Raw genomic sequence first — 19,634 nt, forward strand, 5'->3', positions numbered from 1 at the left:
GAGCCCGGGGAAACCGGGACCGACGGCCTGCGGCCGGCCAGCTCGAAGCCGAACCGCTAAAGGGTTTCCAGAACCTCGCGGAGCGCGCCGATCACCTTGTCCTGGAGGTCCTGCGGCATGGACGGGTACATGGGCAGGGAGAAGACCTCCCCGGCCAGTCGTTCGGTGACCGGGAGCGAGCCGTCGGCGTAGCGAAGCTGCGTGAACCCGGTCATCGTGTGCACCGGCCAGGGGTAGCTGATGGTCAGGGTGATGTCGTAGGCCCTGAGCCGTTCGATGATGGTGTCGCGCTGCGGGTGGCGCACGACGTAGAGATAGTAGACATGCTCGTTCCCGGCGGTCACCGACGGCAGGATCAGGCCGGTGGAGTCGAGGATGTCGCCAAGCCCTTCGGCGTAGCGGCGGGCCACTGCGCGCCTGGCCTCGATGTAGGTGTCCAGCCGGGTGAGCTTGCGTCGCAGGATCTCCGCCTGCACCGCGTCGAGGCGGCAGTTGTGGCCGGGCGTCTTGACGACGTAGTAGACCTTTTCCATGCCGTAGTAGCGCAGCCGCCGAAGGCCGCTGTCGAGGGTCTCGTCGGCGGTGACCACCGCACCGCCGTCCCCGTAGGCGCCCAGCACCTTGGTGGGATAGAAGGAGAACGCCGCGGCGTCGCCCATGGTGCCCGCCATCCTGCCGTGCTGCCGGGAACCGTGCGCCTGGGCGCAGTCCTCGAGTATGAGCAGGCCGTGGTCGGCGGCGAGCCGTGTCAAGGACGTCATGTCCACGCACTGGCCGTAGAGGTGTACGGGCAACACCGCTTTGGTCCGCGGAGTGATCACCTCGGCCACCCGGTCCACGTTCATGAGGCAGTCCTCCTCATGCACGTCGACGAAGACGGCCCTGGCGCCGACGGCGTCGATGGCCAGCACCGTCGGTGCCGCCGTGTTGGACACGGTGATCACCTCGTCGCCCGATCCGACGCCCATCGCCTGCAGGGCCAGCTTGATCGCGTTGGTGCCGTTGTCCACCCCGATGCAGTGGGGCATGCCGTGATAGGCGGCGAACTCGTTCTCGAACCCGTCGACGCTCTCGCCGAGTATGAGGTTGCCGGACCGGAAGACCTTCTCAACCGCGTCGAGCAGGTCGGCCCGCTCCTGGTGATACTCCGCTAGGTAGTCCCACACCCGAATTGCCATGTCTGCCTCTCCTAGGACTGAGTCTGGGAGCGGACTGCCCGGACACTCATGTAGTCGTTGTCTCGATCGAGGCGCAGTGCTTGACCGCTGAGATAGTCGACGCCGTCGGCGTAGCTGTAGGGCTGCATGAACCCGCCTGCCCGTACGTCGCGGTAGAGGCGTGCCAGTGGGTGGCCGGCCGAGTACGCCTGACCGCCGACCATCGACATGCTGTCGGTGACGACGCGCAAGGCCAGGTCGTTGACCGTCATCTTCGCCCATTGGAACGGCGTCATCATCCGTCGTCCCCGCTCGTCGAGGTCCATCGTGTACTTGTCGTTGAGCAGGTCGGCGTTGAGCAGCGCGGCGGCGGTCGCCGTGCGCAGCGCGTACAGCCGGGCATCGGACTCGGCGATGGTGGAACGCACGCCCGAGGAGACGTCCGGGCCGCGTTTGGCGCAATGCTGCACCGCGATGTCCCTGGCCGCCTGGGCGATTCCCGCGTAGATACCCAGCATGGTGATCGAACTGATGGTCTGTCCGGCCAGCACCGCGTCCCGGCGTGATCCCACCGGACCTCGGTCGAGGATGTCGGTCTCCGGTACCGGGCAGTTGTCGAAATCGACGTCCAGTGTGCCGGAGGCCCGCATGCCGAGACCGTCCCAGTCCGGCTGTACGGTCAGCCCGCGGGTGTCCCTGCTCAGGAGAGGGACGGCAAGTCCTGGCACATCGCCGCCGTCGCGCCGCAGCGCGTGTACGAAGAAGTGCGTGCCGATCGGTGCCATGCTGACCAGTGTCTTGCGGCCGGACAGCCGCCAGCCGCCCGAGGCGTCCCTGGTGAGCGTGGTCACCACGCCGGGGGCGTCCTTCAGCCCGGTGCAGACGGCCGCCTCGCCGGTGGCCATGGCCCGCAGCAACCGTTCGGCCAACGCGGAGGCGGCAGGGGCGCCGTGGCGCCACTCGTAGGTCAACGTCAGCGCGCGGCTCAGCTGGACGTGCAGGGCCAGGGCCGTCGAGGCGTCGGCCTCGGCCAGGACGCGCAACCCCACCGCCAGGTCGTACAGTCGGGTGACGCCGAGACCACCCAGTTCGGCGGGCACGGCCGCGCCCATCAGGCCGACCTTGGCGAACCCGCGAAACGTGTCCACCGGGAAAACGCCGTTCTGGTCGTTCGCGCGAGCCTCTGCCCGGATTCCGCTGGTGAAACCGGTCAGCAGGTCCACCATCATCTCGCCCTCAGGTGAGATCGGTGTCCGGAGATCTGACGTACTCAAATACGCAGTATTGCTTGATATCGCCCGTTTCATTTTCGGCTCCCGACGGCCGGCGCGAGTCCGTGACCACATCCCCGCTCTTTCGATATGCAAAGCCAAGATATATGAACAAGAGTTACCGGTAAGGCGTCAAACGAGAGTCGGCGGCCAAGTCTAGTCGAATCACTCGAACTGGCTGGACTTTAGTCGGTGGGTATGGTGTGCACGCCGTCGGCGCCGCTACATTGTCTCGACTTCGAGTGGAGGTCTCATGAAGATGCTGTTTATCCCGGGGCCGGCGAAATCAAACGTATTTGGTCTTGCTCCCCTGGCGATCGCCGCACGGGCAAGCGGTCACGACGTCATTCTCGCCTCCACGGAGGAGGCCGTCGCCGCGGCGGCGAGTGTCGGCGTGCCCGCCATGACGACGAGCCCTTTGTCGTTGACGCAGCTGATGACGACGGATCGCGCGGGCGACCCGCTACGGATTCCCGGCGACGGCGCCGAACTGCCGATCTTCCTCGGCCGGATGTTCGGCAGGCTGGCCGCCGCGAGCCTCGACCGGTTGCGGACCCTGATCACCTCCTGGCGGCCGGACATTCTCGTCTGCGGGCCGCACGCCTACGCCGGGCCCGTCCTCGCCGCCCACTTCGGCCTGCCCTGTGTGCGCCACCTGCTCACCGGGACACCGGCGGATCGGGAGGGCACCCATCCCGGCGTCGACGACGAGCTACAGCCCGAGTTGTGCGCGCTCGGCCTGGACCGCGTCCCGGACTTCGACCTGGCCATCGACATATTCCCGGAGAGCATCCGGCCGGAGGGCGCACCGGTGCAGCCCATGCGGTGGACGCCCGTCAACGAGCAACGCCCGCTCGAACCGTGGATGCTCGCCCCGGGCGAGCGTCGCCGGGTGTTGATGACCGCGGGCAGCCTGGCCACGCCCACACACGGCACCGGCCTGCTGCGCAACCTGGTAGCCTCGCTCGCGGAGCTCGATGTCGAACTGGTCGTCGCGGCCCCCGACGAGGTGGGTGTCCTGCTGCGCGGCGAGCGCGGTGTCGCCAACGCGGGCTGGATGCCGCTGGACGTGGTGCTGCCCACCTGCGACCTGATCGTGCACCACTCCGGCACGATGACCGCGCTGACGGCGATGCACGCCGGTGTCCCGCAGCTGATCATCCCGCAGGAGAGCCGGTTGATCGACTGGGCCCGCTCGCTGGCCACCAGGGGCGTCGCGATCACGCTGCCGCCCGGGGAGGACACCCCGGACGCCGTAACGCGGGCGGCAGGCGATCTGCTCACCGATCCGGTCTACGCCGCCGGGGCCCGTTCCCTCGCCGATGAGATCGCCGCGATGCCCCTGCCCACCGACGTCCTCGACGTGCTGAAGTAGAGAGGCGGGCGGATGACATCGGCACGCAGGCGTGTTGCGACGATCACGGTCGGCACCAACGAGATCAGGTGGCTGCGCCGCTGCTTCGCGTCGCTGGTCGACAGCGACACCGAAGGCTTCGACCTGGACGTCCACTTCATCGACAACGCCTCCACCGACGGCAGCGTTGACATGGTCGCGCGGGAGTTCCCACAGGTGAAGATCACCCGCAATCCCGCCAACCTCGGGTTCACCGGGGCCAACAACGTGGGCATCCGGACGGCGCTCGCCGACGGCGCCGACTACGTCTTCCTCGTCAACCCGGACACCTGGAGCCCGCCACGGCTGGTCCGTACGATGGTCGAATTCGCCGAGCGATGGCCGGAGTACGGCATCATCGGGCCGCTGCAGTACTGCTATGACGCCGAGTCGGACGAACTGGTCGAGTTCAACGCCTGGACGAACATCGCGCTGTGGCTGGGGGAGCAGCACGCGTTCGCGGGTGACCGACTGGATCATCCATCTCCGGCGAGCAGCTTCGAGGGGCGGGCGCCGCGGACCCTTGAGCACGCCTATGTCCAGGGGGCGGCGTTGTTCGCGCGGGCGGCGATGTTACGCGAGATCGGCATACTCGACGAGGTCTTTCACACGTACTACGAGGAGGTGGACCTCTGCCGGCGCGCCAGGTGGGCGGGCTGGCGGGTGGCCCTGCTGCTCGACGAGGGCATCCAGCACTACGGTGGCGGCGGTGCCACCACTCGTAGCGCCTACACCCGGGTGCACATGCGACGTAATCGCTACTACTACCTGCTCACCGACGTCGACTGGAATCCGGTCAAGGCGGCCCGGCTGGCCACCCGTTGGCTGGTGGCGGACTTGCTCGGCAAGAGCGTGGTCGGCAGGGTCGACGCGGCGACCGGCGCGCGCGAGACCGTGGCGGCGCTCAGGTGGCTGGCGGGACACGCACCGACGATCGTGGAGCGTCGGCGCAGCCACCGGGTGCTGCGCACGGGCCGTGGGATGGCCTGATGACGTGGGCCCGCGTCCTTGGCGCCGGAGAGCTCCATCGGCACGCCGGGTCTGGCCGGACCGTGGCGGGTCACCTCACCGTGCCGCCGAAGGGGTACAGCCGGGCCTGAGGTGTAGGCCCCGGGTGGGCGTGACCGGCACGCCGGTCACGCCCACGTCATCCAGGGCCGAGGTTCCGGGTCGGTGACCTCGACCGGGGCGCTCATGAACACCAGTACGTACGCGCGCCGTGGCCGGCCGGTCTGGTTCGGCCCGGCGTAGTGCGGGGTACGGAAGTCGTGCATGACCGCGCCGCCGGGCGCCAGCGGGCACGCGACCCCGGCCGCCGGGTCCACCTCGTCGGTCATCAGGCCGCGGATACGGTCGTCGTTGTCGATGTGGTGGTGGGGAAGCACCGGACCGAGGTGGCCGCCGGGCAGGTAGTGCAGGCAGCCGCTTTCGACCGTGGCATCGTCCAACGTCGTCCAGATACTCAGCCCACGACGGCTCCACCGCGGGTCCATGTACGCCTCGTCCTGGTGCCAGGGTGTCGGGGCACCGTACCGGGGCGGTTTCAAAATGGCGTGTCCGTAGAATTCCAGCTCGTTCTCGGGGATGTCCAGAAAGGCCGACGCGATAGCCCGGCACCGTGCGAAATGCGCGCTTTCCAGCAATTCTGGAACGTATTTCTCTGGCCGGACTATCTGTGGCAACAATGGCGACTCTTCGCGGTCGGCCTGGCCTGCGATGTCGTAGTAGTTCTCCGAGCCCGGAATTCCGCGCTGGACGAACAAACGATCGTACACTTCCCGCAACCACGCCACTTCCGACTCGTCCGCCACCTGGGGTAAGGTTGCGAATCCATTACGGCGGAACTCCTCCAGAGTGCGACGGTCAATGGTGCTCGCCCCGCTCAAGTCGTCTCCTCTCCTAAGGACGTCTCCCGATTCACAGGATACGCGGACCGGTTCACCGTGAGCACTAGACCGGGGGGTAGATTAGGGGGTTTCCTATAATTTCACGACAGGCCGGGTGAGAGGCGAATTTCGCATGGTCGCCGTGCCGCCTTGCCGCAACGAGCCCTTCCGTGTAACGGATCATGGATTGGCGTGACCTTGATTCCCGGATTCCCGGATTCCCGGATTCCCGGATGAGCCCTCGCCGGCCACGCGCCTGCCCGATCGGGCCGCCGTGGAGCAGGGCACCGCCGCCCGACGTGCCGTTCGCGCCGCCCAGGTGACGGACACAGGGGCGGTCAGGACCAGGTGTGGCCCGCGAGCACCTCGTGGTAGATCGTCTCGAACTGTTTGGCGACGACGACGTGATCCCACTGCCGCAGCGCTGCGGCCCGGACGGAACCCGGCTCGGGCAGATCGGCCAACGAGGCACCAGCCTGCGCGGGTGTGAACGACGAGCCTTCGGGGACGACGATCCCGACCGACGGCACGATCTCGGCCAGGCAGCCGTTGGAGGTACCGATGACCGGGGTACCGCACACGGCGGCCTCGGACACGACGGTCGACCCCGGCTCGCACCACACCACACCCCAGGGGCCCATCGTGCTCTGGGAGAGCACCATGATCGCGGCCGCGCGGGAAAGCAGTTCGAGCCTTCGCTCACCCCCCACCTCGCCGACGAAATCGACGGTGTCCCCGAAGTCGCGCTCGATCCGCCGCAGATACTGCTCCTCCCAGGATGGTCCGGCCATGACAAGACGGCGCCCGGCGGCGGATGCGAATGCGGCGGCCTCGTAAGCGCCTTTCCACTCCGAGACGCGCCCCAGGTAGAGGAGGTAGTCGTCCTTGTCGGCCCGGAACTGGTAGCGCGCCTGGTTGACCGAGATGCGTACCACCGGCGCGATGTCGTTTCCGGCCTGGGTGCGCTGGGCGTACGAGGCGTACACGCAGTTGCGCGGATACGTCGGCCGGCCGGTGAGGTGATGGGTGGACAGGTATGCCATTCCCGCCGGGAGCCGGTCAGGATCGATCTGCCCGCAGGAGAAGTCGTGCACGACATCCACGGTCGACGACTCCGGGCCGTTCAGCCAGGCGTACATGTCTTCGAGCTCGCCGGCGTCCACCACGGTGACCGCCGGTGAGGCAGGCGTGGTGCCCGGCGCGCCGAGCAGGAACACCTCATGGCCGAGTTCCAGCAGGCCGTCCATGTGGTTGGCCACGATCCAGTGGATTCCCGCGTAGCCCTGCGGCGGAACGGTGATCCACTGACTTGGATCGGTCGGCAGCCGTAGCGCCATGGTTACCAGTACGACGCGCATCAGCCTCTCACTTCCCCATACTCCGGTACGGCGCGGGCAGGTCGCGCATCGGGTCATGCCGCGGTCGCCACGTGGCGTTCGCCTGCTCGGTGTTGCGGCCTTTCTCGATGAACGCGAGGTTGTGGTACAGATGGATCCCGGTCACGCTTCGGTCCGTGTACGACGGCTCGTAGGGGCCTTCATGAAGACGATCGCGATGGTGCAAACCGTCGACAAGCGTCTTCAGGAAACCGACCGACGTGGCGGGATCGGCCAGGTCGACGCCGTTTCCCCCCCACTCGGGCCAGTACGAAGTGTGCAGGTCCTCGATCACATACATGCCGCCGGGACCCACGTGCGGGAAGAGCGCGTTGAACGCGGTGATGACGTGGCTGCTGACATGACTGCCGTCATCGACCACGATGTCAAACGGGCCGTACCGCGCCGCGAGGTCGGTGAGGAACGCCGAGTCGGCCTGATCCCCGCGGATCGTGGTGATCCGCGGCTCGTCCAGCAGTGACTTGTCGTACACATCGAGCCCGTACACCATGCTTCGGTGAAAGTAGTGCTTCCACATGCGCAGGGAGGTGCCTCCTGCGCCGGGGTCGTGATAGCCGCCGATGCCGATCTCAAGCACGGTCATCCGCTGATCGCGGTATCTTCCCAGATGCCGCTCATAGTGGGGGGTGTACCAGTGCCCGCCCCACTTGTCCGAGCCGAAGCGCACGGCCAAGGCAGTCAGGTCCCCGCGATACGGCCCGCACGCCTGCAGGACCTGATACGCCGCTCGGGTCGCCTCGTCACGCCGGACCATCCACGGATCGTCTGGCTTGTACTCGGCCGGCCCTGGCTCGTCTTTCATCACCACCTCGCGGTCGGCTCCGGCGCGCGGGTCACTCGGCCCGAACACGTCACGGATCAGCGCCGGCAGGTCGTACCTGAGGCACACCCACGGGTCGTCGACCCGGCCAGGGCGCGCCTGCTGACCGTCGGGACCGACGGTCAGCAGGTACGGAATCCGTGCGGAGCCCGGGACGTCCACTTCGAACTGGACGATCATCGGTGACCCGGGCCCGGGGTACAGGCCCGCGCGGCCGGACACTTCGCCGATGGTCGCGGCCACCACCGACTCCGGATCCTCGGCCGCGAGTCGGGCGGCGGCGTCGGGGGCGTCCGCCAAGGAGAGCAGACGTTGGACGAGCGAGGTCTGTGGTCGGTCGTGGATCGGCATGCGCACCTCCGGGTTTGCGATCGACTCATCGGGAGCGCCCGGGGCGCGGCTTCCTCGATGCGGGATATGGCGATCAAGGAGAAGATCCTGGCGAAGGCCCGAGCTGTGATCAACCGCGGCGCGTCCTCGCCGTGAACCGTCGCAGGTTGGCTCACGTACCGGTCTCTCTCGCCGCAGCGGTGCCCTTCGCGTCGGCTGTCGCGCCTTCGGGTTTTCCGGCGATGAGCAGGATGTCCAGGTAGAAGGTGCTCTCCGGGCCCTCTCGGCGGCGGAGATCTCCGAACGCCCGGTCGAGGTAGGTGTCCATAGCCCTGGGCAGGAGACGGTCCACCAGCCACAGCGTCCGGAGGACCAGTCCGACCGGGCCGCCACCGGGCCAGCCGTGGTCGCGCCCGTACCAGCGGAGCAGGAACAGCAGCCCACGCGGACCGCAGGTCAACTTCACCGTCCGGTCGACCACGAACCCGGCTCGCCTGGCCTGCAGGGCCAAGCCGTCAGCCGTCCAGCGCCACAGATCCTGACCGCCGTGTTCCTCCCACACACCGTGGGTGGACAACACCAGCCGGCCGCCGGGCCGTAACAGCCGGAACGCCTCGCGCAGGTAGGCGTCCGCGTCGGTGACATGCTCCAGGACCTGGGTGGACAGCACGCCGTCGAAGGCCCCGTCGGGAGCCGGGCAGTTGCCGTCGCGGTCGAGCGCGTGATCGGCGCGGTAGGACTCACCGCCGGGGATGTCTGCCGTCTGCAGCTCGGCCACAGCGAACAGTTCACGGTACGGCGACGTGCCCGAGCCGTAGTCGAGCCAGACGCCGGAAGCGTCGCGCAGCGCCTCGGCGAGCGCCTCACGGAGGTCGAGGAAGTGGACGTAGGCCCAGTCTCCGCGGCGCGGCTTGGTCCGCTCGCGGAAACGTTCGGCCATGACCTCGTGGAGCGGGGGCTCCGCCGTGGTGGCCGGTCGGCCGGCCAAGCGCGACTTACCCACCGCAGACACCCAACCCAGCAGACTCACCACCGCCGGCGCTCCTTGTACGGTATGCGGATGTGACATTCCGGGATCACCGCGTCGCGTGGTCGTGCCGCGGCATTCGGCTTCAAGCTGTCCGACCTTTCTTCCCGACGCGGATGGGCCACCGCGACGTCAGGGCTCGAGGGAGATCGCCGGATCGGCGAACTCGATGACGATGGTTCGGCGCCACCGATCGCTGGGGTTCGGGCCGGATCCGTGCACGAGCCGGACGTCGTGCACCACGACGTCCCCCTCCTCGGAGGGCACCGGCACCCGTGGGCCGGCATCCCGTACGGCCTCGGCGGCCACGTCGACGGGCAGCAGGTGGGAGCCGGGAACGCCCTCCAGACAACCGTTGTCGGGGCCCGCTGTGTCCAGGCAGATGCTTATGTTGCACACGGTATGCGGAGCGAGGTGGGGACGGTCGCGGTGCCACGGCACACCGGCCGCGCGCCGTGGTTCCTTGAGCACAAGGGCGAACGCCGTGGGAACGACCGGCTCTCCGATGAATTCGGCGGCGAGACGGCCGAGTTCGGGGCGGTGGAGTAATTCGGCTTCCGGCCAGTCCTGCTTCTCCAGGTTGTGGATGCGATACAGCACCGGCGATTGCCCGTCGACGTCGAAGTGCCAGTAGTCGTCGGAGACATAACCCTGGTCGGTAAAACGCGAGATCAACCTCGTGGCGCCCGCCTTGAGCCGGCTTACCACGTCCTGGCCGAGTATCGGTCCGACCCGAACGAAACCGTCGACGCGGAAGCGCTCGATTCGTGCAGTGGGATCCCGTACCACCAGGGTCATGGCTACGCCCGTCCTTTCGACTTGTCTGCCTCGACATTCGTGAACCCGAGTCTTCCGGCGTCTTGAAATAGCGGTAATCGACGGTCTTCACATCCGGAGCCGAAATTCGTCGTCGGACACGTCGTCGGCTCAGTCATTGTCTGCCGGATCCCGACTCGGGACTCGGCGCCCAATCGCATTGCGGCCCACAAGATTTGACCTTATCGAGTCGCGCGCGATAACTGACTAGTGGTTTCACCACAGGTGGCCGATGGTCGGCACCGACCGCTGTTCGACATGCCGCGCTCATTCAGCTTCTTCCACTTCCGGTAAAAACGGTTCGCTCGCCGGAGCGGTCCTTTCGGCGTCCCAGGCCATCCCCCGGCGAGCGTCTCGGCGCGGGATCCGGGCCTCCTGGACCGAGAGGACGTCCGGTCTCCGGGGGAGTGCGACGCCGGAGGCGGTCGCCGCCGCTCGGGCGGTCCTCTTCGGCGTCCGGGGCAGGCGGCGGCCGGGCAGCACAGGAGGCTTCGGCCGAGGTGAGCCACCCTTCTCGACCCGTTGACGCGGCCGTAGCGCGTATGTAACCTTTGGCCAGCGCAGTGCAAAAATATTGCAAAGTCCTGTTAAATTCTCTCTGTTCTTCGCAACTTGCGGCAGTGATGTGCTGCTTCGGCGCATCTCTCCCACCCCTTCGGAGAGGTCCCAGGTGACGTCGTTCTCGGCATCGCGCGGCCGGTCGCCGCCCTGGTGGCTCCGGTTGTGACACTCATCGCCCTTCGCGCCGACGCCGAACGCAGCCGACGACAGCCGACTACAGGGCGTCGTGGCCCGCGCCCGGCGGAGCGCCCCGGGCCGCGACCGGTCAGGGGCCCGCGATCCCGGACACCTCCCGTCCGGAACCCACAGAAAGATCCGACGTTCACCGTCGCTCGTCCCGCCGGCCACCTCCGCAGGAAGGACCCCGGCGTAACGGCGACCAGCACCCCCCAGCGACGAACGAGGCACGGCTCACGGCTCGGCCGGCACAGATCATCCGGCCGGCCCGCCGGATTCCGAGGACCCGGAACAAGAGGACCGGGTATCGGCGCCTTGTGGGCGAGGCACCCCCGGGTGCCGAGCGCGTCGCGTGGCGGAGGCCGCGGCCTCCCTCCCGACCCTGTCGTCCCAGACGAGAGATAGAGGAACGCGATGAGAAAGCACTACCTGGCGTTACGGCTGATGGCGGCGACGGCCGCGACCAGCCTGCTCGCTCTGGCCGGGGCGGTCACCGCACCGGCCTCGGCGGCGGCCGGCCCCAACCTGGCGGTGGGGAAGGCGGCCTCCTCCAGCAGTGTCAACGCCCCCTACGGCGCGGGCAACGTCACCGACGGCAACGCCACCACCTACTGGGAGAGCAGCAACAACACCTTCCCGCAGTGGGTTCAGGTGGACCTCGGAGCCGTGACCAGCGTCAACCAGGTCGTCCTGAAGCTGCCGCCCGCGGCGGCCTGGAACACCAGGACGCAGACCCTGTCGGTGCTGGCGGGCACGAGCGCCACGCCCACCACGACCGTCGCCGGTTCCGCCGGCCGCACCTTCGACCCGGCGACCGGCAACACGGTGACGATCGACTTCGCCACGACCAGCGCCCGCTACCTCCGGCTGAACATCACCGCGAACACGGGCTGGCCCGCCGGTCAGCTCTCCGAGTTCGAGGTGTACGGACCCGGCTCCGGCGGTGACACGACACCGCCGAGCACGCCGTCGAACCTGGCCTACACCGAGCCGGGCTCGGGCCAGATCAGGCTGACCTGGAACGCCTCGTCCGACAACGTCGGCGTGACCGGATACGACGTCTACGCCAACAACGCCCTGCGCGCCAGCGTCGCGGGCAACGTGCTGACCTACACCGACACCCAGCCGGCCACCGCGACGGTCTCCTACCACGTCAAGGCCAAGGACGCCGCGGGCAACCAGTCGGGAAACAGCAACACCGTCACCCGTACGGGCAGCACCCCGCCGGGGTCGAACCTTGCCGTCGGCAAGGCGATCACCGCCTCCTCCTCGGTCTTCACCTTCGTGGCCGCCAACGCCAACGACAACGACACGGCGACCTACTGGGAGGGCAACGGCGGCAGCTACCCCAACACGCTGACCGTGAGCCTCGGCGCGAACGCCACCCTCAGCTCGGTCGTGGTGAAGCTGAACCCCGACAGCGTCTGGGCGACGCGCACGCAGAACATCCAGGTTCTCGGGCGAGGACAGGGCTCGACCACCTTCACCACCCTGGCCGCGGCGGCGAACCACACCTTCGACCCCGCCTCGGGTAACACGGTGACGATCCCGGTCAGCGGCGCCTACGCCGACGTCCAGCTCAGGTTCACCTCGAACACCGGCGCCCCCGCCGGGCAGGTCGCCGAGTTCCAGGTCATCGGCATCCCGGCGCCGAACCCGGACCTGACGATCACCGGTGTGACCGCGTCCCCCGCGTCCCCCGTCGAGACCGACTCCGTCACGCTCTCGGCCACGGTGCGCAACGGCGGCTCCGCTGCCTCCGGCGCGACGAACGTCAACTTCTACCTGGGCACCACCAAGGTCGGCACCGCCTCGGTCGCCGGGCTGGCCGCCGGAGCGTCCGTCACGGTGTCGGCCGCCGCCGGTCCCCGCGACGCGGGCAGCTACCCGCTGAGCGCCAAGGTCGACGAGGACAACACCGTCATCGAGCAGAACGAGTCGAACAACACCTTCACGAGCTCCGCCCCGCTCGTGGTCAGGCCGGTCGACACCTCCGACCTGGTCGCCACGACCGGCTGGACCCCCGGCAACCCGGCCGTGGGCAACGTCGTCACCTTCTCCGTGGCGATCAAGAACCAGGGCACACTCGCCTCCGCGAGCGGCGCCCACGGCATCACCCTCACCGTGCTCAACGAGGCGGGCACCGTCGTCCGTACCCTGACCGGCTCCCACAGCGGCGTGATCGCGCCGGGTGCCACCACGAGCCCGGTGAACCTGGGCACCTGGACGGCGGCGAACGGCAAGTACACCGTCAGGACCGTCCTCGCCGACGACGCCAACGAGCTGCCGGTCAAGCGGGCGAACAACACCACCGTCCAGCCGCTCTTCGTCGGTCGTGGCGCCAACATGCCGTACGAGATGTACGAGGCCGAGGACGCCGTCGTCGGCGGCGGGGCCGCGGTGGTCGGACCCAACCGCACCATCGGCGACGTGGCGGGTGAGGCGTCGGGCCGCAGGGCCGTGACGCTGAACAGCACGGGCAGCTACGTCGAGTTCACCACCAAGGCGAGCACCAACACCCTGGTCACCCGTTTCTCCATCCCCGACGCCCCGGGCGGCGGTGGCATCGACTCGACGCTGAACATCTACGTCAACGGCACCTTCCTCAAGCCGATCAACCTGACGTCCAAGTACGCCTGGCTGTACGGCCCCGAGGCCGGCCCCGGCAACTCGCCGGGCTCCGGCGGGCCGCGGCACATCTACGACGAGGCCAACGTCATGCTGGGGACCACCGTCCCGGCAGGCAGCAAGATCAGGCTGCAGAAGGACCCCGCCAACACCACGACGTACGCGATCGACTTCATCAACACCGAGCAGGTCTCGCCGATCGCGAACCCCGACCCCGCCAGGTACACGACCCCCACCGGATTCACCCACCAGGACGTGCAGAACGCCCTCGACCGGGTGCGGATGGACACCACCGGCACCCTGGTCGGCGTCTATCTCCCGGCGGGCACCTACCAGACGGCGAGCAAGTTCCAGGTCTACGGCAAGGCCGTCAAGGTCGTCGGCGCCGGTCCCTGGTACACCCAGTTCCGGGCGCCCGGCAACCAGGACAACACCGACATCGGCTTCCGCGCCGAGGCCAGCGCGAACGGCTCGTCCTTCGCGAACTTCGCCTACTTCGGCAACTACACCTCCCGCATCGACGGGCCGGGCAAGGTGTTCGACTTCGCCAACGTCGCCGACGTGGTGATCGACAACATCTGGAACGAGCACATGGTCTGCCTCTACTGGGGCGCCAACACCGACCGGGTGACGATCAAGAACTCCCGCATCCGCAACATGTTCGCCGACGGCATCAACATGACCAACGGCAGCACCGACAACCTCGTCAGCAACAACGAGGCCCGCGCCACCGGAGACGACAGCTTCGCGCTGTTCTCCGCCATCGACGCCGGCGGCGCCGACATGCGCGGCAACGTCTACGAGAACCTGACGTCGATCCTGACCTGGCGGGCCGCGGGCGTCGCGGTCTACGGCGGGTACGACAACGTCTTCAGGAACATCTACATCGCCGACACGCTCGTCTACTCCGGCATCACGATCAGTTCGCTGGACTTCGGCTACCCGATGAACGGCTTCGGTGCCAGCCCGCCCACCAGGTTCGAGAACATCTCGATCGTCCGCGCCGGCGGTCACTTCTGGGGGCAGCAGGTCTTCCCGGCGATCTGGGTCTTCTCCGCCTCCAAGGTCTTCCAGGGCATCCGCGTGAGCAACGTGGACATCGTGGACCCGACCTACGGCGGCATCATGTTCCAGACCAACTACGTCGGCGGCCAGCCGCAGAACCCGGTCACCGACACGATCTTCACGAACATCTCGATCACCGGTGCCAGGAAGAGCGGCGACGCCTTCGACGCCAAGTCCGGCTGGGCCATCTGGGCGAACGAGATGCCCGAGCCGGGCCAGGGACCGGCGGTCGGCTCGGCCACGTTCAACAACCTCCGGATGAGCGACAACTTCCAGAACATCAAGAACACGACGTCGACCTTCACGATCAACGTCAACCCGTGATCCCGCGGGAGACCCGAAAGAAGGCCGAAACAAAGCAGCCGAAATAAGACAGCAGGGAAGCAAGCCGGTGCCGCCGGGAGGACCGACCCTCCCGGCGGCACCTTCTCCCGCTCCCTATCTCTGCCGAACCGGTCCATCCCCGCTGGATCGCTCCGTCACCGCCGAACCGGCACACGGCCCGCCCCACACCGACGCCCCCGGTTCCGTATGGCCTGGTATGGCCTGGTGCGGTGCCGGGCGCCTCCCGCGGTTGCGGCCTGTTCGTCGCCGACCGGCGGGAAGATCCTCGTACACTGTCCCGATGGCTTCCCCCGAGAACGGCCCCGAGGCGAGCGACGCGTCGCGGGTCCTGCAGCGCGTCTTCGGCTACGACTCGTTCCGGGAGGGCCAGCAGGAGATCATCGAGCATGTCGTCTCCGGAGGCGACGCCCTCGTGCTCATGCCGACCGGTGGCGGCAAGTCGCTGTGCTACCAGATCCCCGCCCTCGTGCGGAAGGGCACGGGAGTGGTGATCTCACCGCTCATCGCGCTCATGCAGGACCAGGTCGACGCCCTGACCGCCCTCGGCGTACGGGCCGGGTTCCTCAACTCCACCCAGGACTTCGAGGAGCGCCGCGCCGTCGAGTCGGCCTTCCTCTCCGGAGAGCTGGACCTGCTCTACCTGGCGCCGGAGCGCCTGCGGGTCGACGCGACGCTGCGGCTGCTCGACAGCGGAGTGATCTCGCTGTTCGCGATCGACGAGGCCCACTGTGTGGCCCAGTGGGGGCACGACTTCCGGCCCGACTACCTCGCCCTGTCCGCGCTGCACGAGCGCTGGCCCGACGTGCCGCGCATCGCGCTGACCGCGACGGCCACCAAGGCCACCCACGCCGAGATCGCCTCCCGCCTGAACCTGGAAGAGGCCCGCCACTTCGTGGCGAGCTTCGACCGCCCCAACATCCAGTACCGCATCGCCCCCAAGAACGAGCCCAAGCGGCAGCTGCTGGAGCTGTTGCGCACCGAGCACGCGGGCGACGCGGGCATCGTCTACTGCCTGTCGCGCAACTCGGTCGAGAAGATCGCCGAGTTCCTGGTGCAGAACGGCATCGAGGCGCTGCCCTACCACGCGGGGCTCGACGCCCGCGTCCGCGCCGCCAACCAGGCGCGTTTCCTGCGCGAGGACGGCCTCGTCATGGTCGCCACGATCGCGTTCGGCATGGGCATCGACAAGCCCGACGTGCGCTTCGTCGCCCACCTCGACCTGCCCAAGTCCGTCGAGGGCTACTACCAGGAGACCGGCAGGGCCGGGCGCGACGGCCTGCCCTCCACCGCGTGGCTCGCCTACGGCCTCCAGGACGTCGTGCAGCAGCGCAAGATGATCGACACCTCCGAGGGCGACGACGCCCACCGGCGCCGCCTGGCCACCCACCTGGAGGCGATGCTCGCCCTGTGCGAGGCGGTCGAGTGCCGCCGCGTGCGGCTGCTCGCCTACTTCGGCCAGGAGGGCACCGCCTGCGGCAACTGCGACACCTGCCTGTCGCCCCCGGAGTCGTGGGACGGCACGGTCGCCGCGCAGAAGGTCCTGTCGACCGTGTTCCGGCTCATGCGCGAACGCCGCCAGAAGTTCGGCGCCGGTCAGATCATCGACATCCTCCTCGGTAAGAAGACGGCGAAGGTCATCCAGCACGACCACGACGGGCTGACGGTGTTCGGCATCGGCACGGAGCTGAGCGAGGCCGAGTGGCGCGGCGTGGTGCGCCAGCTGCTGGCGCAGGGACTGCTCGCCGTCGAGGGCGACTACGGCACGCTGGTGCTGACCGAGGCGAGCGCGGAGGTCCTGGGCCGCAGACGCCAGGTGCCACTGCGGCGCGAGCCCGAGAGGGCACCGCGCGCCGCCAAGGCCTCCCGGTCCTCGGCGGCCTCCACCTCGCGCCGGGCCGAGCCCGTCGAGATGCCGCCGGAGGCGGTCCCGGTGTTCGAACTGCTCCGCGCCTGGCGCGGGGCCACCGCGAAGGAGCAGGGCGTGCCCGCGTACGTGATCTTCCACGACGCGACCCTGCGTGAGATCGCGACCAGGGCGCCTTCGTCCCTGGCCGAGCTGGGTACGGTGAGCGGGGTCGGGGAGAACAAGCTGGCCAAGTACGGCCGGCAGGTTCTCGACACCCTCGCGGGATCCGCAGGGGAGTCCGAGGGCGGTGAGGAAACCCTTCTGGAGTTCCCCTGAGATAGAATCGGGCGAATTCGGGCCTGATGGCCCGCGCAGTGAGACGCATAGAGGAGCCTGGAGGCTGTCGTCCGCCTCCGGGCTCCTCGCATTGGCGGACCCTCGTGGCCGCGGACTCCCGAAAGAGGACGATCGTTGGCTGACAGAAGGAACGACCCGGTGGTGGTCGTCGGGCTCGGCCGCTTCGGCAGCTCCCTCGCGGTCGAGCTGTTTCGCAGGGGCACCGAGGTGCTGGCGATCGACAACCGCCCCAAGGTGGTGCAGAGCCTGGCGGGAAAGCTCACCCACGTCGTCGTCGCGGACTCCACCGACATCGAGGCGCTGCGGCAGATAGGGGTGCCCGACTTCTACCGGGCCGTGGTCGCGATCGGCACCGACCTGGAGTCCAGCATCCTCACCACGTCCCTGCTCGTCGAGCTGGAGATCGAGGACGTCTGGGCCAAGGCGATCAGCCGCGAGCACGGCCGCATCCTGGAGCGTGTCGGCGCCCATCACGTGATCCTTCCCGAGCACGACATGGGGGAGCGGCTGGCCCACCTGCTCAACGGGCGGATGCTCGACTACATGGAGGTGGACGGCGACTACGCGGTGGTCAAGACCCGTCCGCCCCGCGAGTACGTCGGCGTGCCCCTGGGCGAGTCCAACCTGCGGCGCAAGTACGGCGTGACCGTGGTGTGCGTGAAGGGCCAGTACGACGAGTTCACCTACGCCGACGCGGGGACCGTACTCGGGTACGGGGACGTCATCGTCATCGCGGGCAAGATCGAGCAGGTGGAGCGGTTCACCGAACTCCCGTGAGCCCCCCGGCCTCGCGCCGTGCGCCCCCGACTCGCCGTGCCCGGGTCGCCGTGTGTTCGCCGCGGTCGATCTAGACTGGGCGAAACTTCCTAGAACGGAGTTCGGTAACGATGCGATTCGGACTGTTCCTCAGCGGCTCCCAGAAGCCGGACGCGCTCGGTGACGTACGGGAAAGCATCGCCCGCGGGGCCGATGACGGCTTCTCCTCCGTCTGGATGTCCCAGACGTTCGACCTCGACGCCCTGACGGCGCTCGCCGTGGCCGGAAGCCAGGTGCCGGGGATCGAGCTCGGCACCGCCGTCGTCCCGACCTACCCGCGCCACCCGGCGGTCCTCGCCCAGCAGGCGCTCACCGTCAACGCCGCCCTCGACGGGCGGCTCGCCCTCGGTATCGGTCTCTCGCACCAGATCGTGATCGAGGGCATCTACGGCATGAGCTTCGAGCGGCCCGCCCGCCACATGCGCGAATATCTGTCGATCCTGATGCCGCTCGTACGCGGGGAGAACGTCTCCTTCGAGGGAGAGACCCTCACGGCACGGCTGGGCCTGAACACGCCGGGGCCGAAGGACATGCCCGTGCTCATCGCCGCCCTGGCCCCGAGGATGCTCAGGCTGGCCGGGGAGGTGGCGGACGGCACCGTGCTGTGGATGACCGGCGCCAAGACGGTGGCCGAGCACGTCGCCCCCGCCGTCACCGAGGCCGCGCGGGCCGCGGGGCGCCCCGAGCCGAGGATCGTGTGCGCGCTGCCCGTCTGTGTCACCGACGACGTCGAGGCGGCGAGGGCGCTGGCCGCCGAGCGATTCGAGATCTACGGCCAGCTGCCGTCGTACCGGGCGATGCTCGACAGGGAGGGCGCCGCAGGGCCCGCGGATGTGGCGATCGTCGGAGACGAGGACGAGGTGTCGGCGCGGATCGAGGCGCTCGCCAAGGCCGGGGTCACCGACTTCGTCGCCGCCGAGTACTCCCCGGGCACCCGGACGCGGGAGTTCCTCAAGAGCCTCCTGTGAAGGCTCCTACGCCCCTGCCGTCCGGCGCCCCGCGAGCGGCCGTCGGCGACGCCGATCCTCTGAGGGCTCTTTCTCCCCCGCCACCCACGTAGGGGCGGTCCCGCTCAGACGCCGAAGGTGCTCAGGGCCGCCCACGCCGTCCCCGCCCCGACGGCGGTCCCCGCGGCGACCTGGGCGGGTGTGTGGTGGGTGAGCCTGACGCGCGCCCAGCACACCGTCGCCACGACGAGCGCGCCCGCGACCAGCGTGGGCGCGGCGGGCAGCACATGGGCCAGCACCACCACGGTGCCCGCCGACACGGCCGCGTGGAAGGAGATCTTCCACCGGAAGGTGATCGGGACCGTCACCGCGAGCGCGGCCAGCATCGCGGTCACCGTGGCCACCAGAAGCCGGGGGGCACCCAGCAGGATCAGCAGCGTCAGCGCGACGACCACCGAGGCGACCGCGACCAGCAGCGGAACCGTACGGCTCGACCGGTCGACCAGGTGGTGGGAGTCGAGGCGTCCGGAACGGACCCCGTTCAGGATCACCAGGGCCGGGATCCCGCCGCACAGGGCCGAGGCCACCAGGCCCCAGACCGCACCGGGCCAGCCGTCCGCCATCAGCCCGACGAGCGGAGGCAGCCCGATGACCAGCACCTGCGGCGCGAACAGCCCGGTCACCCACCGGGCCACCGTCCCGGCCGTGTTCTCACCGTTCTCGCCGCTGCCACCGATCTCACCGTCGCCCGCCATCCCCTGACCGGTCATCCGAATCCTTCCAGCGCGGACCGCC

Annotated in this window: 14 protein-coding genes; 6 read left to right on the forward strand and 8 right to left on the reverse strand. The window is 68.7% G+C overall.

From position 1 onward, the window contains the following. Positions 1–56 precede the first annotated feature (56 nt). Both ACFY3D_RS33045 and ACFY3D_RS33050 read right to left on the reverse strand, forming a co-directional pair. The gene (locus ACFY3D_RS33045; protein WP_389986884.1) at positions 57–1,178 is read right to left on the reverse strand and encodes a DegT/DnrJ/EryC1/StrS family aminotransferase; all 1,122 of its coding nucleotides are present in this window, start codon (positions 1,176–1,178) and stop codon (positions 57–59) included. An 11-nt stretch (positions 1,179–1,189) separates the two neighbouring features. Then, complete coding sequence (locus tag ACFY3D_RS33050) at positions 1,190–2,431, reverse strand: acyl-CoA dehydrogenase family protein (protein ID WP_389986887.1); 1,242 nt, start codon at positions 2,429–2,431, stop codon at positions 1,190–1,192. A 433-nt stretch (positions 2,432–2,864) separates the two neighbouring features. Between ACFY3D_RS33050 and ACFY3D_RS33055 the strand changes: the two genes are divergently transcribed. Together ACFY3D_RS33055 and ACFY3D_RS33060 are read left to right on the forward strand one after the other, a co-directional pair. Continuing rightward, positions 2,865–3,803, forward strand: coding sequence for a nucleotide disphospho-sugar-binding domain-containing protein (locus ACFY3D_RS33055; RefSeq protein WP_389986890.1), 939 nt, complete (start codon positions 2,865–2,867; stop codon positions 3,801–3,803). Positions 3,804–3,815: 12 nt separating this feature from the next. Then, positions 3,816–4,811 (forward strand): glycosyltransferase family 2 protein, encoded by a 996-nt coding sequence (locus ACFY3D_RS33060; RefSeq protein ID WP_389986893.1) that lies wholly within the window; start codon positions 3,816–3,818, stop codon positions 4,809–4,811. A 146-nt stretch (positions 4,812–4,957) separates the two neighbouring features. Here ACFY3D_RS33060 and ACFY3D_RS33065 read toward each other — a convergent pair whose 3' ends face one another. The 5 genes from ACFY3D_RS33065 to ACFY3D_RS33085 all read right to left on the reverse strand — a co-directional run bounded on the left by ACFY3D_RS33065 (position 4,958) and on the right by ACFY3D_RS33085 (position 10,079). Beyond that, positions 4,958–5,707, reverse strand: coding sequence for a phytanoyl-CoA dioxygenase family protein (locus ACFY3D_RS33065; protein ID WP_389986896.1), 750 nt, complete (start codon positions 5,705–5,707; stop codon positions 4,958–4,960). Positions 5,708–6,045: 338 nt separating this feature from the next. Continuing rightward, positions 6,046–7,065, reverse strand: coding sequence for a glycosyltransferase (locus ACFY3D_RS33070; protein WP_389986899.1), 1,020 nt, complete (start codon positions 7,063–7,065; stop codon positions 6,046–6,048). A 7-nt stretch (positions 7,066–7,072) separates the two neighbouring features. Beyond that, positions 7,073–8,275, reverse strand: coding sequence for a hypothetical protein (locus ACFY3D_RS33075; protein WP_389986907.1), 1,203 nt, complete (start codon positions 8,273–8,275; stop codon positions 7,073–7,075). A gap of 151 nt (positions 8,276–8,426) precedes the next feature. After that, positions 8,427–9,284 carry a class I SAM-dependent methyltransferase gene (locus ACFY3D_RS33080; RefSeq protein ID WP_389986910.1) on the reverse strand — a complete coding sequence of 286 codons (858 nt, stop codon included), beginning with the start codon at positions 9,282–9,284 and terminating at the stop codon, positions 8,427–8,429. Between the two features lie 129 nt (positions 9,285–9,413). After that, entirely contained in the window at positions 9,414–10,079 is a 666-nt protein-coding gene (locus ACFY3D_RS33085) for a phytanoyl-CoA dioxygenase family protein (protein WP_389986913.1), read from the reverse strand. Between the two features lie 1,170 nt (positions 10,080–11,249). Here ACFY3D_RS33085 and ACFY3D_RS33090 point away from each other — a divergent pair. From ACFY3D_RS33090 to ACFY3D_RS33105, 4 genes are all read left to right on the forward strand, one after another. Further along, positions 11,250–14,852: a discoidin domain-containing protein gene (locus ACFY3D_RS33090; protein WP_389986916.1), complete on the forward strand. Its 3,603-nt coding sequence runs from the start codon at positions 11,250–11,252 to the stop codon at positions 14,850–14,852. Positions 14,853–15,153: 301 nt separating this feature from the next. Continuing rightward, complete coding sequence (recQ, locus tag ACFY3D_RS33095; protein ID WP_389986919.1) at positions 15,154–17,055, forward strand: DNA helicase RecQ; 1,902 nt, start codon at positions 15,154–15,156, stop codon at positions 17,053–17,055. Between the two features lie 135 nt (positions 17,056–17,190). Continuing rightward, positions 17,191–17,853, forward strand: coding sequence for a TrkA family potassium uptake protein (locus tag ACFY3D_RS33100; protein ID WP_362517872.1), 663 nt, complete (start codon positions 17,191–17,193; stop codon positions 17,851–17,853). 110 nt (positions 17,854–17,963) lie between these two features. Then, positions 17,964–18,860: an LLM class F420-dependent oxidoreductase gene (locus tag ACFY3D_RS33105; RefSeq protein WP_389986923.1), complete on the forward strand. Its 897-nt coding sequence runs from the start codon at positions 17,964–17,966 to the stop codon at positions 18,858–18,860. A 104-nt stretch (positions 18,861–18,964) separates the two neighbouring features. On the opposite strand, the gene ACFY3D_RS33110 is transcribed toward ACFY3D_RS33105, so the two are convergent. Continuing rightward, complete coding sequence (locus tag ACFY3D_RS33110; RefSeq protein WP_389986926.1) at positions 18,965–19,609, reverse strand: hypothetical protein; 645 nt, start codon at positions 19,607–19,609, stop codon at positions 18,965–18,967. Between the last annotated feature and the right edge of the window lie 25 nt (positions 19,610–19,634).

Origin of the sequence: Streptosporangium sp. NPDC000509 (assembly GCF_042898365.1) — a bacterium.
Taxonomy (GTDB): Bacteria; Actinomycetota; Actinomycetes; order Streptosporangiales; family Streptosporangiaceae; genus Streptosporangium.